The 15,862-nt window shown below is 41.9% G+C and carries 11 protein-coding genes; 7 read left to right on the top strand and 4 right to left on the bottom strand.

The window, feature by feature from the left end; all coding sequences use genetic code 11:
- Nucleotides 1–43: 43 nt before the first annotated feature.
- From QJ048_RS19775 to QJ048_RS19750, 6 genes are all read left to right on the top strand, one after another.
- On the top strand, nucleotides 44–1,009 hold the full coding sequence (locus QJ048_RS19775; RefSeq protein WP_282336160.1) for an N-acetylornithine carbamoyltransferase: 966 nt from the start codon (nucleotides 44–46) through the stop codon (nucleotides 1,007–1,009).
- Between the two features lie 53 nt (nucleotides 1,010–1,062).
- A complete protein-coding gene (gene argB, locus QJ048_RS19770) occupies nucleotides 1,063–1,848 on the top strand; it encodes an acetylglutamate kinase (RefSeq protein WP_282336159.1) in 786 nt (261 codons plus the stop codon).
- Nucleotides 1,841–2,914, top strand: a complete 1,074-nt coding sequence (locus QJ048_RS19765; protein WP_282336158.1) for a M20 family metallo-hydrolase — start codon at nucleotides 1,841–1,843, stop codon at nucleotides 2,912–2,914. Before argB ends, QJ048_RS19765 begins: the two co-directional genes overlap by 8 nt.
- A 126-nt stretch (nucleotides 2,915–3,040) precedes the next feature.
- A complete protein-coding gene (gene argH, locus QJ048_RS19760) occupies nucleotides 3,041–4,381 on the top strand; it encodes an argininosuccinate lyase (RefSeq protein ID WP_282336157.1) in 1,341 nt (446 codons plus the stop codon).
- 344 nt (nucleotides 4,382–4,725) lie between these two features.
- Entirely contained in the window at nucleotides 4,726–5,190 is a 465-nt protein-coding gene (locus QJ048_RS19755) for a redoxin domain-containing protein (RefSeq protein WP_282336156.1), read from the top strand.
- Between the two features lie 11 nt (nucleotides 5,191–5,201).
- Nucleotides 5,202–5,741: a DsbA family protein gene (locus QJ048_RS19750; RefSeq protein WP_282336155.1), complete on the top strand. Its 540-nt coding sequence runs from the start codon at nucleotides 5,202–5,204 to the stop codon at nucleotides 5,739–5,741.
- Nucleotides 5,742–5,925: 184 nt separating this feature from the next.
- On the opposite strand, the gene QJ048_RS19745 is transcribed toward QJ048_RS19750, so the two are convergent.
- Both QJ048_RS19745 and QJ048_RS19740 read right to left on the bottom strand, forming a co-directional pair.
- On the bottom strand, nucleotides 5,926–7,164 hold the full coding sequence (locus QJ048_RS19745) for a sensor histidine kinase (protein ID WP_282336154.1): 1,239 nt from the start codon (nucleotides 7,162–7,164) through the stop codon (nucleotides 5,926–5,928).
- A gap of 59 nt (nucleotides 7,165–7,223) precedes the next feature.
- Complete coding sequence (locus QJ048_RS19740) at nucleotides 7,224–13,343, bottom strand: HAMP domain-containing protein (protein ID WP_282336153.1); 6,120 nt, start codon at nucleotides 13,341–13,343, stop codon at nucleotides 7,224–7,226.
- 161 nt (nucleotides 13,344–13,504) lie between these two features.
- Here QJ048_RS19740 and QJ048_RS19735 point away from each other — a divergent pair, with 161 nt between their 5' ends.
- The gene (locus tag QJ048_RS19735; RefSeq protein WP_282336152.1) at nucleotides 13,505–13,918 is read left to right on the top strand and encodes a response regulator; all 414 of its coding nucleotides are present in this window, start codon (nucleotides 13,505–13,507) and stop codon (nucleotides 13,916–13,918) included.
- 407 nt (nucleotides 13,919–14,325) lie between these two features.
- Here QJ048_RS19735 and QJ048_RS19730 read toward each other — a convergent pair whose 3' ends face one another.
- Nucleotides 14,326–14,775, bottom strand: a complete 450-nt coding sequence (locus tag QJ048_RS19730; protein ID WP_282336151.1) for an SRPBCC domain-containing protein — start codon at nucleotides 14,773–14,775, stop codon at nucleotides 14,326–14,328.
- Between the two features lie 80 nt (nucleotides 14,776–14,855).
- The gene (locus QJ048_RS19725) at nucleotides 14,856–15,758 is read right to left on the bottom strand and encodes a helix-turn-helix domain-containing protein (RefSeq protein ID WP_282336150.1); all 903 of its coding nucleotides are present in this window, start codon (nucleotides 15,756–15,758) and stop codon (nucleotides 14,856–14,858) included.
- Nucleotides 15,759–15,862: the final 104 nt, after the last annotated feature.

Raw genomic sequence — 15,862 nt, 5'->3', positions numbered from 1 at the left:
TGTACATTTTCTTAACAGCATATAAAATTCATTTACACAAAGAATGAAAAATTTCATCTCCGTTCACGATGTTACAGACATCAACGCTTTGGTAAAAAAAGCACTTGCTTTTAAAGCCAACCCTTTAATGTCGCAATCTCTTGGAAAGGATAAGCGCATTGGATTATTGTTTCTGAATCCAAGTTTGCGTACGCGCCTGAGTACCCAGGTAGCTGCGAAAAATTTGGGTATGGAAGCTATTGTGTTCAATGTAGATAAAGAAGGTTGGGCGCTGGAATTTGAAGAAGGCGCCATTATGAGTGGCAACACAGTAGAACACGTGAAAGATGCAGCGCCAATCCTGGGAAGTTATTTTGACATTCTTTGCATTCGCACATTTCCTTCATTGAAAAATAAAGAAGATGATTACAGCGAGTTGTACATTACGCAGTTCATGAAATATGCCGGTGTACCAGTGATCAGCCTGGAAAGTGCCACTCTGCACCCATTACAATCTTTAACGGACATCATTACTATAAAGGAAAGTTTGCAAGCGCAAAAAATTACCCGCAAGCCAAAGATAGTGCTCACATGGGCGCCACACGTAAAGCCTTTGCCACAATGCGTTGCAAACAGCTTCGCGCAATGGGTGAATGCATGGGGCGAAGCGGATTTTGTGATCACACATCCTGAAGATTACGAACTGTCTGAAGAGTTCACAAAGGGGGCCACCATTACACACAACCAGGATGAAGCATTGAAAGATGCCGACTTTGTGTATGTAAAAAATTGGAGCACTTATACTGACTACGGTAAAATATATGAAAACGATCCTCGCTGGATGTTGGACAATGAGAAGATTGCTTTGACAAACAACGCGAAAGTGATGCACTGTTTGCCTGTGAGAAGAAACGTTGAACTAAGTGACGAAGTGCTGGACAGCCCAAATAGTATCGTTACACAAGAAGCTGCGAATCGCGTGTGGGCAGCACAAGCAGTGATAGCGGAAATATTAGGGGCAAAAGCATAAAGCATGGGCTTGAATCGTAATTAATTCAGCTCGCACATTTCAAAACTAACGCTATGGAGAAATTGGTTGTAATAAAGATTGGTGGGAACATTATCGACGATGAAGCTAAATTGTCTGCATTCCTGAAGGACTTTGCAGCAATTGAAGGAAAAAAGATATTGGTACATGGCGGAGGAAAACTAGCAACGAAACTGGCTGCACAGCTGGGTGTAGAGCAACAGATGATTGACGGAAGAAGGATCACTGACGCAGAGACATTGAAGATCGTAACAATGGTTTACGCAGGCGCTATCAACAAAAATATCGTTGCACAACTACAGGCGAACAAATGCAATGCAATTGGCCTGAGCGGTGCAGATGGCAATGTGATAAAGGCACACAAAAGGGTTCACCCAACTATTGATTATGGTTTTGTAGGAGATGTAGATGAGGTGAACACTGGCTTACTAAAGAGTTTATTAGAACAAAATATAGCAGTTGTCTTAGCGCCGATTACACAAGATGGTAAGGGACAACTACTAAACACAAATGCTGATACAATAGCGCAGGAAACTGCGAAAGCGCTGAGTAGCATTTACAAAGTGGACCTGGTTTATTCATTTGAGAAAAGCGGAGTATTGCTTGATGCAAACGATGATAGTACGGTTATTAAAACCATCAATCCAGCATCATACAAAGAACTTAAGGAAAAGCAACTCATCTTTGCCGGTATGATCCCAAAACTTGATAATGCCTTTACAGCTTTAAACAGTGGCGTAACGAGAGTGATCATCGGTAAAGCTGAACAATTACATCACATTCTTAATGGCAATGCCGGAACAACAATTTTACATGAATAACTCAGTAGAACAATTATCGGAGAAAGCGATCGCCTTGTTGAAAGAACTGATCAGCACGCCATCATTTTCAAAAGAAGAAAATGATACCGCAGAATTGATAACGCAGTTTTTTACAGATAACAACGTGCCGTTCGCAAGAGTAGGAAACAATGTGTACGCAAAGAATTTGCACTACGATGTTTCAAAACCCTCAGTGTTATTAAACTCTCACCACGACACTGTGAAGCCCAATAAGGGTTATACACTCGATCCTTTCACCCCTGTAGTAAAAGATGGAAAATTGTTTGGTCTTGGCAGCAACGATGCGGGCGGATGCCTTGTGTCCTTGATGGCTACGTTCCTTCATTTTTACAATAGAAAAGATATTAATCACAACGTTGTTTTTGCAGCAAGTGCAGAAGAAGAAATCAGCGGCGTAAACGGCATTGAATTGGTATTGCCTTATTTAGGGAATATCGATTTCGGTATTGTGGGCGAACCAACCAAAATGGAAATGGCGGTTGCAGAACGCGGCTTGATGGTAATTGATTGCACAGCACAAGGTCGCGCAGGACACGCTGCAAGAAATGAAGGTGAAAATGCCTTGTACAAAGCGCTTGAAGACATCAATTGGATTCGCAACTATAAATTCGAAAAGGTAAGCGACCTGTTGGGTGAATCCCGCATGACGGTTACTGTTATTGAAACAGAGAACAAACAGCACAATGTAGTTCCTGCACAATGCAAATTTGTGATCGATGTACGTGTGAATGAATTGTACACTTTCGAGGAAATATTGGATGCACTGAAAAATAATCTGCAAAGCCAATACAAGCCTCGTACTACAAGAATGAAATCAACATCGATTTCTTTGGAGCATCCTTTGGTAAAGGCAGGTATTGCACTGGGCAGAGGTTATTATGGTTCGCCAACAACTTCAGACAAAGCGTTAATGCCTTTCCCAACTTTGAAAATGGGACCTGGTGATAGTGCAAGAAGTCATACTGCAGATGAGTATATTTATCTCGATGAAATTAAAAACGGAATCGATCTATATATACAGTTGGTTGAAAAAGTGGTAAAATAGTCGCCGGCTGTGCTGGCTTTTAAAATAACCACTAAGACACTAAGGACACTAAGTTTCACTAAGAGAAACCCTTAGTGTATCTTGTGTCCTTAGTGCCTTAGTGGTGAAAAAAATAATCATAAGATCATGAAGCTCTGGCAAAAAAATATTGCGTCGCTTAAGGAAGTTGAAAACTTTACAGTAGGTAGAGATCGCGAATTCGACGTGATGATGGCGAAGCACGACGTGCTGGGAAATATTGCACATGCAAAAATGCTCGCAACAATTGGGTTGCTTACAAACGATGAAGTGGACGACTTAGTTACAGAGTTAAAAAATATTTACAAAACCACTTCTCCCGATAGCGCAACACCATTTTCAATTCTTGATAACATTGAAGATGTGCATTCGCAAATAGAATTTTTACTCACTGAAAAACTTGGTGACACGGGCAAGAAAATTCACTCTGCACGCAGCAGAAACGACCAGGTTTTGGTGGATGTGAAGTTGTTTATGCGTGACGAACTGGAGCAGGTTGTCAACACAATTGTTCCGTTTTTTGAATTGCTGATAAAACAAAGCGAGAAGTACAAAAACGATTTATTGCCTGGCTACACGCATTTGCAGCTTGCCATGCCTTCTTCTTTCGGGTTGTGGTTTGGCGCATATGCAGAAGGGCTGGTGGATGACATGAACGTGTTGAAAGCCGCATACGAAATTGTAAACAAAAATCCGCTGGGCTCTGCGGCTGGTTATGGTTCTTCATTTCCCATCAACAGAACGCTTACAACAAAGCTTTTGGGTTTTGCTGACCTTAATTACAATGTTGTGTATGCACAAATGGGGCGCGGCAAAGCAGAAAGAATTGTTGCAATGGCATTGGCAAATGTTGCAGATACATTGGCTAGATTAAGCATGGATGCCTGCCTTTTCCTGAATCAGAATTTTGGGTTTGTAAGTTTCCCTGCAGAGCTTACGACCGGTAGCAGCATTATGCCGCACAAGAAGAATCCTGATGTATTCGAATTGATCCGTTCGCACTGCAATCGAATAAAAGCTTTGCCAAACGAGATCATGATGATGACCACAAATCTTCCTTCTGGTTACCACAGAGATCTGCAACTGCTGAAAGAGCATTTGTTCGAGGCGTTCAAGACATTGAAGGATTGCATTGAAATGGCAGGTTTGATGCTGAGCAATATTGAAGTGAAAAAAGATATTCTCGCAGATGAGAAATACAAATTTCTGTTTAGCGTAGAAGAAGTGAACAAACTTGTGCTGCAGGGAATTCCCTTCCGTGATGCGTATAAAAAAATTGGGTTGGATATTGAGAACAATAATTACCAGTATTCAACACACGTGAACCATACGCATGAAGGCAGCATTGGCAATTTGTGCAATGATCAAATAGAAAAAATGATGAAGGCACAGATTGCATCGTTCAATTTTGAGGGCGTTCACATGGCCGTTAATGATTTGTTGAAATAATTTTCGGTACCAGAGGCGAATTGCATTCGCCCTGATTCACCGGCCGGTTGTGTCGAAAAATCAACAACCCTGCACTCTCGTAGAGACGCATTGCATGCGTCTCTACGGGCACGCGAATGTAATGCGCCTCCGTTCTGGGGGGCGGCACCCATCCCAAACAATTAATATTTTCACAACAATCAATTCTCTTGTACGGCACAACATTAGTGGCCCAGAAGGGATTGATATTCTGCATCCGTTCCCATTAACTTTTCCCGGAAAACATTGTTATACGAAAATAGAAGGAGCACGTACAAACGAAATTATTTTGCATAACAATATTTATTAATGTTTAAAAACTTAACATGCTGGAAGTAGGAACAAAAGCACCTGATTTTTCATTGTTTACAACACCCGATCAGCGGATCGAATTGAATCAGTTAAAAGGTAAAAGAGTAATTCTGGCTTTTTATCCTGCCGATTGGAGTCCGGTGTGCGGCGATCAAATGAGTTTATATAATGAAATGTTGAAATTTTTTCACAAGCAAAATGCTGACCTGATTGGCATTTCAGTGGACAGCAAATGGTGCCATCTTGCATTTAGCAAAGATAGAAATTTGCATTTTCCGTTACTCTCTGACTTTGAACCCAAGGGCGCCGTATCAAAACTCTACGGTGTGTATGACGATACAACGGGCGAAAGTAAACGTGCTCTGTACGTATTAGATGAAGAAGGTTATGTTAGATGGAAATATTTATCGCCAGTTGGCATAAACCCCGGAGCAGACGGCATTATGGATGCTCTTGATGAAATGAATAGTAAAAAATAAAAAGTTTATCTATGTCAAAGTTAAGACCTGATGTTACCAGCAACGATCATATTCAAGGCAATGTAAACGCATCTGTAGAATTGGTTGAATATGGCGATTATCAATGTCCTCATTGCGGACGCGCCTATCCCATCATCAAGAAGATCCAAAAGAAAATGGGAGATAACCTGAAATTTGTTTTTCGCAACTTCCCATTAACAGAGGTTCACCCAGATGCGAGAATGGCAGCTACTGCAGCAGAAGCAGCAGGTGCACAGGGAAAGTTTTGGGAAATGCATGATATCATTTTTGAAAATCAGGATAGCCTGAATTATGAAGATCTGATGGGCTATGCAGAGTCGCTGGGGCTTGATATGGATCAGTTTGAAAAAGATTTTAATAGTAGCAACTATTCCGATAGAGTAGATATAGATTTTGAAAGTGGGCTGAGAAGTGGTGTAAATGGCACTCCGGGATTTTTTGTGAACGGAGAAAAATACAATGGCATTTGGGAAGACAAGGAGTTGTTGACGTTCCTTCAGAATAAGGTGCAAGAGCTGCAGCATCATTGAAAATAACTGAGTAAATGAAGGGTTTAAATGTTAGACCAAAAGATTATTCAGTTAATCAGTGATTCTCTGCTCGGGGCTTGTAGCTTTGCAGGATTATTTTGTTGCCTCTGGCAATTGGTTATCGTCAAAGACCATAGAATAGAGCTGCAAGGCTACAAGCCTGCAGAGCATAGTTACTCAGTTATTATTTTCTCTCCGGAATGGCAATTGTAAACACCGAGCCTTGTCCGAGCTCACTCGTAGCGAAGATTTGGCCGTTGTGGCGGTCCATTATTTTTTTGCAGATGGATAAGCCTATGCCTGTTCCTTCAATTTCATGGTAACTGTGTAGTCTCTTAAATACTACGAAGATATCATCAGCGTATTTTTTATCGAAACCAATGCCATTATCTGTAATGAATATTTTGCAGTAAGATGATTTGCCATTTTTGCTTCCGTTTATGTCAAGCGAGCAATGCGTTTGTGCATGAATGTGTATCAACGGAGGTTCTTCTTTTTTCTTAAACTTCAGGGCATTGCTGATAACGTTATAAAACACACGTCGCATTAATGAAGGAATAATCAAGGCAGACGGCAGTTGATCAATAACGATGTTTGCATTGCTTTGATTGATCTGCATTTCCAGTTCAACAATCGCTTCCTTAACAACATTATTCAGGTTGGCTTCAACAAAGTCGTTGTCATCAACATGATGGCGCGAAAACTGCAACAAATCATTTACCAGTTGATGCATGCGATCTGTCGACGTTTTTATTTTCGACAGGTATTTATCCATATCCTCCGGTGATCCTTTTTTCTGTAAAAGCAGATCGCTGAATAATTTTATTTTTCGCAGTGGCTCCTGCAAGTCGTGGGAGGCTACATAGGCAAAGCGGTCAAGTTCCTCGTTGATGGATTTCAGATGGACGTTATTCTGTTGCAGCTCCATGTTCAAATGCATAACCTTTTGCTCAGAGGCAAGTCGCTCTTCAATCTCTCTTTGTAAATATGCATTTGTATTCAAGAGTTTTTGCTCATGCGCAATAAGCTGCTGCGTTTTGCGGAATAGTTCTGCGAACAAACCAACTTTAAGACGAAGCAGTTCCGGGTTAACGGGCTTGTATATGAAATCCACCGCACCAAGTTTATAACCCTTGTAAATAGCTTCTTCTTCGTGACTGTGTGCCGTGATAAAGATGATGGGAATGTTCTTCAACTTGTCGCGCTGAAAAATCAAGGAAGCTGTTTCCAATCCGTTCATGTCGGGCATTTGAACGTCCATCAGGATCAGGGAAAAATCATGTTGTGTAAGCAGGATCTTTAAGGCAGCCTTACCCGAATTTGCTTTTACAATTGTATAGTTTTCCCTTTCCAAAATGGTTTCTATGGAAAGCAGATTGTCCTCACGATCATCTACAACTAATATTTTAATGTTAGGTGTCAAATGTTGTAATAGGTTTCTTTTTATTAAAACAGTTTAACTAAACGATACTGAATTTTTAATTATTTATACAACCATACTCTCATCAGCGACAATAACTGATCAATTTTTACAGGCTTGGTTATATAATCAGATGCTCCTGCTTCAAGACATTTTTCTCTGTCACCTTTCATGGCCTTTGCGGTAACGGCTATGATCGGCAATGTGTTGTTTTTGTGTTCACGTCTTATTTTTTGCGTGGTTTCATAACCATCCATCTCCGGCATCATGATGTCCATCAACACAATATCGATGTCGTTGTTTTCACTTAAGATGTGCATCGCCTCTTTACCACTTTCTGCAGTTATTGTGTTGATATTGTATCGCTCGAATGCGGTGGTCAACGCAAACAGGTTTCTAACGTCATCATCTACTACGAGAACTTTTTTATTGGACAGAATGTCTTTTTTCGACCGAAGGTCCTCTATCAATTTTTGTTTTTCCGGCAAAAGATCTTTGTGATTTATATGCAGCCACAGCACCGATTCTTCCAGCAACACATCCAGTGTGTTTACGTTTTTCAGCAAAACTTTATTGGCATATTGCTTAAGTTTCAGACGTTCTGAGGGTGAAAAATCTTTTGCGGAATAAATAATTATCGGCGTTAAGTTGTGTTTATTGATCGTGTATATTTCAGTTACAAATTCCAGTCCGCCAATATCAGGAAGCATGTAGTCAACAATGATGCAATCATAAGAATTGTTCCTGATCAACTCCAATGCCCGCATGCCGCTGGATTCTACTTCAATATTCAGCAAATCTCCATTATCAAGTATTTTGGCAATTTGTGAAGAGTCAAGCTCGTTATCCTCTACTACCAAAACACGTTTTTGTTTGCGTTCATTGTGTTCAATAATATCCTCGAACAAAATAGTTAACACTTCTGCCTTGAGTGGTTTCAGATTGAAGCTTTTCGCACCTCTCTGCATAGCCAGCAATCTGTTTTCTTCACCTGAAATTAAATGTACCGGAATGTGTTTGAAGTTGATGTCATTTTTAAAAAGATCAAGAATGCGCCAACCGCTTGCATCAGGCAGCTTTACATCCAGTGTAACTGCAATAGGGCTATATTTATTTGTCAAATCGAGTACCTCGCCAAAGCTTGTAGCAACAATTACTTTGATATCCATTTCGTGTGCTTTCTCCATCATGATCTTTGCAAAACGGATATCATCTTCAACCACCAATACCACTTTGTCAGTACTTGTGATGTTGTTTCTGTCATCGCCGATGTCATTTATGATTTCATTGAGGACATCCAGATCTTTCGTTTCCGCAACTTTTATCGTTGGTACAGAGTGAATGGTACCATCAATGGCTTCCGGTAATTTATACTCACTAACCGTACGGCTTGTCTGTTTATCTTTTTTGATAGTAGTAGGATTGTAGCTGATAGGCAAGAAGAGTGTAAACGTACTTCCCGCGCCTGCTTCACTTTCCAGTTCAATGGAACCACCTAACAGATCAGCGAGACCACGGCTGATGGAAAGTCCTAAACCCGTACCTCCATATTTGCGGCTAGTAGAACCTTCTGCTTGCTGGAACGCTTCGAAGATGATGTTCTGTTTATCTTTTGATATACCAATACCTGTGTCTTTGATTTCAAATGCAACTACTCCGTCAGCATTGTCAAGGCTTGGCATCATGCCGTGTTTCCAGTTTTTCCTTGCTTCGTAAATGCGTAGCTTAACTTCTCCTTTTTCGGTAAACTTAAATGCGTTTGACAATAAGTTTTTAAGGATCTGGTTAAGACGCTGTGCGTCAGTTTCAAGGCTTGCAGGAAGCTTTTCATCCATTTCAATGCTGAATCGTAAACTCTTGCTTTCGGAGATGTGCTTGAACGTTGTTTCCACAAATGATATAACTGCATTGAATCGCAGGTTGATAAAGTCTGTAGAAATATAACCGGATTCGATTTTAGAAAGGTCAAGAATATCGTTGATCAATTGGATGAGATCATCACCGCAACTGTGAATGGTTTTTGCGTAGCGCACCTGCTTTTCATTCAGGTTGCCTTCATGGTTCTCATACAATTGCTGTGCAAGAATGAGTAGTGAGTTAAGTGGTGTTCTCAACTCATGCGACATGTTTGCAAGGAATTCCGATTTGTATTTTGATGTAAGCTGTAATTGTTCTGCTTTTTCTTCCAGTGATCTTCTTGCTTCTTCCACCTCTTTGTTTTTCGCTTCCACTTCTTCTTTTTGTTTTACCAGAAGGTGAGCTTTATCCTGCAACTCTTCATTCGTTCTTCTTAACTCATCAGTCAAGGATTGTGATTGTTCCAGCAGATCCTCTGTACGTGAGTTCGCTTCAATGGTGTTCAATACGATACCGATACTTTCTGTTAACTGGCTTAAAAAGTCAAGGTGGGTTTGGCTAAATGTGTCGAAAGAGGCAAGTTCAATAACAGCCTTGATCTCTGTTTCAAACAATACAGGCAATACAATCAAATTCACTGGATTCGCCTGTCCCAGGCCCGAACCAATTTTGCTGTAGTTGTTAGGGACGTTTGTTAACAAAATTCTTTCTTTGTCAACAGCGCACTGGCCAACCAAGCCCTGACCAAGATCAAACTCCCTTGAGATGCTTACTTCATCACCATATGCATAAGCAGCGAAGAGTTTTAATTTTTGATTTTGAAGATTTTCATCCTGTTCCAAAATGTAGAACATACCTTTCTGTGCGTTTACAACTTGTGCCAATTCAGAAAGGATGCGTCGTGTTACAGTGTTCAGATCTTTTTGCCCTTGCAACATTTGCGTGAACTTAGCAAGGTTCGATTTCAACCAGTCTTGTTCCTGATTACGCAATGTTGTTTGCTTCAGGTTCGCGATCATTTGGTTAATGGTGTCTTTCAATTCTTCTACTTCACCTTTCGCTTCCACTCGAATCATCTGTGTAAGATCACCTTTCGTTACCGCAGAAGCCACAGCTGAGATCGCACGCACCTGTGTGGTTAAGTTTTCGGCCAACTGGTTTACGTTTTCCGTAAGGTTCTTCCAAATGCCGGAAGCGCCCGGTACGCTTGACTGTCCGCCCAATCTGCCTTCAACACCAACCTCGCGGGCAACGTTTGTTACCTGATCGCCAAACACGGCAAGTGTATCAATCATTTCATTGATCGTATCTGTTAACTGCGCGACCTCACCACGTGATACGATCGACAGTTTTTGTTTCAGATTACCTGTTGCAACAGCTGTTACAACTTTTGCAATACCACGTACCTGGTTGGTAAGGTTAGAGGCCATCATGTTTACAGAGTCTGTCAAATCTTTCCATGTACCTGCAACGCCCTGTACGTCCGCCTGTCCGCCCAGCTTACCTTCTGTTCCTACCTCACGTGCCACACGCGTTACCTCGTAAGCAAATGAGTTCAACTGATCAACCATCGTGTTGATGGTGTTTTTCAAGTCGAAGATTTCACCTTTTACGTCGATCGTTACTTTCTTCGATAAATCCCCGGAAGCCACGGCTTTGGTCACTTCTGCGATGTTACGTACTTGAGATGTAAGGTTACCCGTCATCTGATTTACTGAGTCGGTCAAGTCCTTCCATGTACCCGCAACGCCCGGTACGAAAGCCTGTCCACCGAGTTTACCATCTGTACCCACCTCACGTGCCACACGCGTTACTTCGGATGCAAACGCACGCAATTGATCCACCATCGTGTTCAGTGTTTCTTTCAATTGTAGAATTTCTCCGCGTACGTCCACCGTGATTTTTCGCGACATATCGCCATTCGCCACGGCAATTGCCACATCAGCAATGTTACGCACCTGGTCAGTAAGGTTGCCGGCCATTTGGTTCACTGAGTCAGTTAAGTCCTTCCATGTACCACCCACGCCGGGTACGTTTGCTTGTCCACCCAGCTTACCATCTGTACCTACTTCACGCGCCACACGGGTTACCTCAGATGCGAATGCACGCAGCTGATCCACCATCGTGTTGATTGTATTTTTAAGTTCGAGGATTTCTCCCTTTACATCCACTTCAATTTTCCGGGAAAGGTCACCATTCGCAACCGCTGTTGTTACTTCGGCAATGTTACGCACCTGCGATGTAAGGTTAGACGCCATGATATTTACTGAGTCGGTCAGATCTTTCCACAGACCTTCGACGCCTTTTACCTGCGCCTGTCCGCCGAGTCTACCTTCAGAACCTACTTCCAGCGCCACACGCGTTACCTCAGAACCGAATGAATTCAACTGATCCACCATCGTGTTGATGGTGTTTTTCAATTCAAGAATTTCTCCTTTTACATCCACGGTAATTTTTCTTGACAGATCACCTTTCGCAACCGCGGTTGTTACCTCGGCAATGTTACGCACCTGCGCAGTAAGGTTTGATCCCATCTGGTTTACAGACTCTGTCAAGTCTTTCCATGTACCACCCACGCCTTGTACTTTCGCCTGTCCGCCAAGTTTACCTTCTGTACCCACCTCAAGTGCCACGCGGGTTACCTCAGATGCAAAAGAGTTCAACTGATCCACCATCGTGTTAATGGTTTTTTTCAGTTCGAGAATTTCTCCTTCTACGTCTACTGTAATTTTTTTAGAAAGGTCACCGTTCGCAACCGCCGTTGTTACTTCTGCGATGTTACGCACCTGTGCAGTAAGATTAGATGCCATCTGATTTACAGAGTCTGTCAAATCTTTCCATGTGCCACCAACTCCTTGAACTTTTGCCTGTCCGCCCAATTTACCTTCCGTACCTACTTCAAGTGCCACGCGGGTTACCTCAGATGCGAATGAGTTCAACTGGTCCACCATCGTGTTGATGGTGTTTTTCAATTCAAGAATTTCTCCTTTTACATCCACGGTAATTTTTCTTGACAAGTCACCATTTGCCACCGCTGTTGTTACCTCCGCGATGTTTCGTACTTGCGCCGTAAGGTTCGATCCCATCTGGTTTACAGATTCTGTTAAATCTTTCCACACACCACCAACGCCTTTTACCGTTGCCTGTCCGCCGAGCTTTCCTTCCGATCCCACTTCGCGAGCCATACGCGTAACCTCAGAGGAGAAAGAGTTCAGCTGATCCACCATTGTGTTGATCGTATTCTTTAATTCAAGAATTTCTCCTTTTACGTCCACTGTAATTTTTCTTGACAGGTCACCACGCGCCACTGCGGTTGTTACCTCTGCGATATTACGCACCTGGCCCGTCAGGTTAGAAGCCATCTGGTTTACGGAATCTGTCAAATCTTTCCAGGTACCGGCAACGCCTTTTACCTCGGCCTGTCCACCAAGCTTTCCATCTGTACCTACTTCACGAGCCACACGGGTAACCTCAGACGAAAATGAGTTCAACTGATCCACCATTGTATTGATGGTGTTTTTCAATTCAAGTATTTCTCCTTCTACATCTACCGTAATTTTTTTGGATAGATCTCCTTTCGCCACAGCGGTAGTTACGTCCGCAATGTTACGCACCTGCGCCGTAAGATTACCTGCCATCTGGTTTACAGAATCGGTAAGGTCTTTCCACACACCCGCTACATCTTTTACTTTCGCTTGCCCACCGAGTTTACCTTCAGAACCTACTTCACGGGCAACACGTGTAACCTCCATTGAAAAGAGGTTAAGCTGTTTCACCATTCCGTTTACTTCTGTGGCAATGCGCGCAAACTCGCCCTGCAAGCGGTGATTGCCGATTTGCAATGGCATTTCCTGTGACAAATTTCCTTTTGCCACAGAGCTGATAACATGTGCAATCTCAATGGTGGGATGTACAAGATCGGAGATCAATGTATTGATAGAATCGACCGCTGTGTTCCATGAACCACGCGCCGCACGCGGAAGTTCCACGCGGTGATTGAGTTTGCCTTCCTTACCAATGGTATTTCTTGCCAGTAAAAGTTCTTCCACCAGCAATTCGTTAAGCGAAAGAATTTCATTAACAGTGTCGCATATTTTTCCGTTTACACCTACTTTGTCAACAGGCATTCTTACACTGAAATTACCGCCCTTTGCTTCGGAAAGTACTTGAAGCAACTGCCGTGTATCCAATTCATCGCTCAGTAAATCATCGGTGATTTTTGCAGTGCTTTTCTTCTTGCTGGCTGTGCCGTTTGCTACAGGTGATAAAGTTTCGGTCGCTCCATCGTTGGGTTGGTTAGCAGGATACTTTTTGCGGGTGCTCATTTTACAGTTGTTGTAACGAACTATCTTACAAATAAAAGGCCATTTTTAAAGTTGCAACACACGCTATAATGTGGAAATTTATTTTAAATTTTTATCATGTAATATTTTATCGCAGCAGGTGAAATAGTATCTTAGCACTCGCTTTGCTTACGAGCGTAAATATGAGAGTACCTTTAAGCCAACCCACACGATCCATACTTTTAGCGGAGGATGATGCCGATGACCAGGAGCTTTTATCAAGTGCTCTTCGTGAGATAGATCCTGAGGTGGATATTGTCTGCATTACCAATGGGCGCAAGTTTGTCTCATACCTGGAAAGCATACAGGACGCGGAATTACCAGCACTGATCATTCTTGATTATAATATTCCCGAACTTACAGGGGTTGAAATACTTACGATAATTAATGAGGATGAACGCTATAGCGACATTCCCAAGATTGTGTGGAGCACTTCCAAATCACCGGTTTTTAAGACTATGAGTTTTGATATGGGCGTGGTAGATTACATTATTAAGCCAAACGACATTGCATCATTTTCTGAAATTGCCCGGCATATGCTTTCTTTTGTAAAATGAGAAAGCATTTTTTTTCTTTCACAAAAAAATATTCCAGCGATTTTAATTAGCAGAAGTGCAATGGATTGCAGCATGTAATGTTGGGAAATTAATTCCCCGTTTTGGGGTGAGCTTGTGACCACTAAAAAGTAGTGGCAGTCCTTGTATAGCAAGAGATTGCTTCGCCCCGCTCTCCGTTAATGTGTCTTTCCTTTTGTATTAATGCATTCTTTTTCTGTCTGGGTCTCGCAATGACGAGTGCGGCTCTTCTATGTTTTTGCTACACACTGCACGTGCCTGATGCCTGCTGCACGTCATTGCGAGGCAAGCTGAGCTTGTTGCCTGGTGTTTTGAATGCATCGCGCACTAGCGGGAATCGCCGAAGCAATCTCATTCAGACGGCCGCATAAAAAAGAATAAGCCGTTCATCACGCTTCCGCCACCTTCTTAATCTCTACCAAAATCGGTTGCCAGCCTCCTGAAGCAACTGCTTCGTTGTATCTTTTATCGCCGTCGCCCACTTTGCTGTAGTCGCCCTGTGTTACGGTTAATAAGGTTTCCCCATTTTGCGGTGTGAGTTCGTATGTTACAGTGAGATAATTTTCCGGAACATCTGCTATGCCTGAGTTTGGATCGATGGTGGTGTATTCCAAAAATTTATTCGGTTCGATATTTACGATAGTGCCTTTTACTGCAACCATTTCCTGTCCGTTGAAGTTTCCTTTCCAAAGCAACGGGCTTCCTTGTTCCCAATCGGAAACGGTTTCGCAGCCAAACATGTACTTTTTGGTTTCTTCTGGCTTAGTTAATGTGTCCCAAACTTTTGAAGTAGGTGCATTAATAACGATGGTGTTTTTTACGATTAATGGATTGCTCATGATGTTGTTTTTATGTTTATACAATTGTGTTGAATATTTCAATACAATGTTAGACAGATTATTATCGGATGGATTGCATTTTACGGATTATTTCTAACGGAAAAAGGCGTGAGGCCAAACTTCTTCTTGAAGGCGTTATTGAAATGTTGTGGCGTTGCATAACCAAGCTCGTAAGAAATTTCCGCAGCTGTTTTTTTAGTGTCCCGCAAATATTGATGGGCAAGATGCAAACGTTGTTCTGCCAGGTAACCAAATACCGTGTTGTTGAATGTTTCTTTAAAACCGCGTTTGAGTTTGTATTCATTAAGACCAACCAATCTTGAAATTTGCGAAAGGTTAGGAGGGTCGGTCACTCTGTCATTGATGAGGTCGCGCACAGCAATGATCTTTTCTTTATCAGCTTTGCTTTTAATGAACGGATCTTTTTTGTTGGCAAGATCATACGACTCTGCACAGAGCACCAATAACTCGATGCATTTAGAAAGCATGAAGAGCTTTTTAAGATCGCCGCTATAATTGCAATTGATCACTTGTTGTATTACTTGCTGGATAGGAGAATCAATACTGCCCCAGTTTTCACTAAGCATAATGCTTTTATCATTCATGATCGCTTCGGCAAATCGTTTCAATGCATCAGTAGCATTTTGTGTGAAGTTGACAAAAACGGCCCTGGGAAATTGTACACCAAATGTTTCTACCTCGGCAGTTTTGTTTTGCACCACAATATCAAAATCTTTCGAGAACATGATGTTATGATGACCACCAATGAGATCGTATGTTTTGTTGAGTTGTTTGTAAGTAAATACATAATCGCCTTTCAATCCGAAATGTAACCGAACGACATCAGAGTTTTGCTGACCGGTAGAAAATGTACTTCCCACTTCGGCACTTGAAATGGCGTGCCCCATTTTGATTTCATCAAATGTCCATATAGTAGAACGGATGATACTATTGTCAATGATGCGTTCGAGTTTTTCTTCCATGAGAAATGTTGAAAGTCAAATTTACGAAATGATAGAGCAGATGCAAGAACGTTAGTAGTTAATGAACATTCCTTAATGATGAAGATTTTTTTAACCACAGAGTG

It is taken from the genome of Pinibacter soli, from assembly GCF_029961145.1.
GTDB classification, from domain to species: Bacteria; Bacteroidota; Bacteroidia; order Chitinophagales; family Chitinophagaceae; genus Pinibacter; species Pinibacter soli.
Note: the sequence above shows the minus strand (reverse complement) of the source record. Positions and strands in the feature narration are given on the sequence as shown.

Excerpts from the sequence above, each read along its gene's own strand:
- QJ048_RS19755 (WP_282336156.1), top strand. The coding sequence starts at position 4,726 with ATGCTGGAAGTAGGAACAAAAGCACCTGATTTTTCATTGTTTACAACA.
- QJ048_RS19725 (WP_282336150.1), bottom strand. The coding sequence starts at position 15,758 with ATGGAAGAAAAACTCGAACGCATCATTGACAATAGTATCATCCGTTCT.
- argB (WP_282336159.1), top strand. The coding sequence starts at position 1,063 with ATGGAGAAATTGGTTGTAATAAAGATTGGTGGGAACATTATCGACGAT.
- QJ048_RS19750 (WP_282336155.1), top strand. The coding sequence starts at position 5,202 with ATGTCAAAGTTAAGACCTGATGTTACCAGCAACGATCATATTCAAGGC.
- QJ048_RS19775 (WP_282336160.1), top strand. The coding sequence starts at position 44 with ATGAAAAATTTCATCTCCGTTCACGATGTTACAGACATCAACGCTTTG.
- argH (WP_282336157.1), top strand. The coding sequence starts at position 3,041 with ATGAAGCTCTGGCAAAAAAATATTGCGTCGCTTAAGGAAGTTGAAAAC.
- QJ048_RS19765 (WP_282336158.1), top strand. The coding sequence starts at position 1,841 with ATGAATAACTCAGTAGAACAATTATCGGAGAAAGCGATCGCCTTGTTG.
- QJ048_RS19730 (WP_282336151.1), bottom strand. The coding sequence starts at position 14,775 with ATGAGCAATCCATTAATCGTAAAAAACACCATCGTTATTAATGCACCT.
- QJ048_RS19740 (WP_282336153.1), bottom strand. The coding sequence starts at position 13,343 with ATGAGCACCCGCAAAAAGTATCCTGCTAACCAACCCAACGATGGAGCG.
- QJ048_RS19735 (WP_282336152.1), top strand. The coding sequence starts at position 13,505 with ATGAGAGTACCTTTAAGCCAACCCACACGATCCATACTTTTAGCGGAG.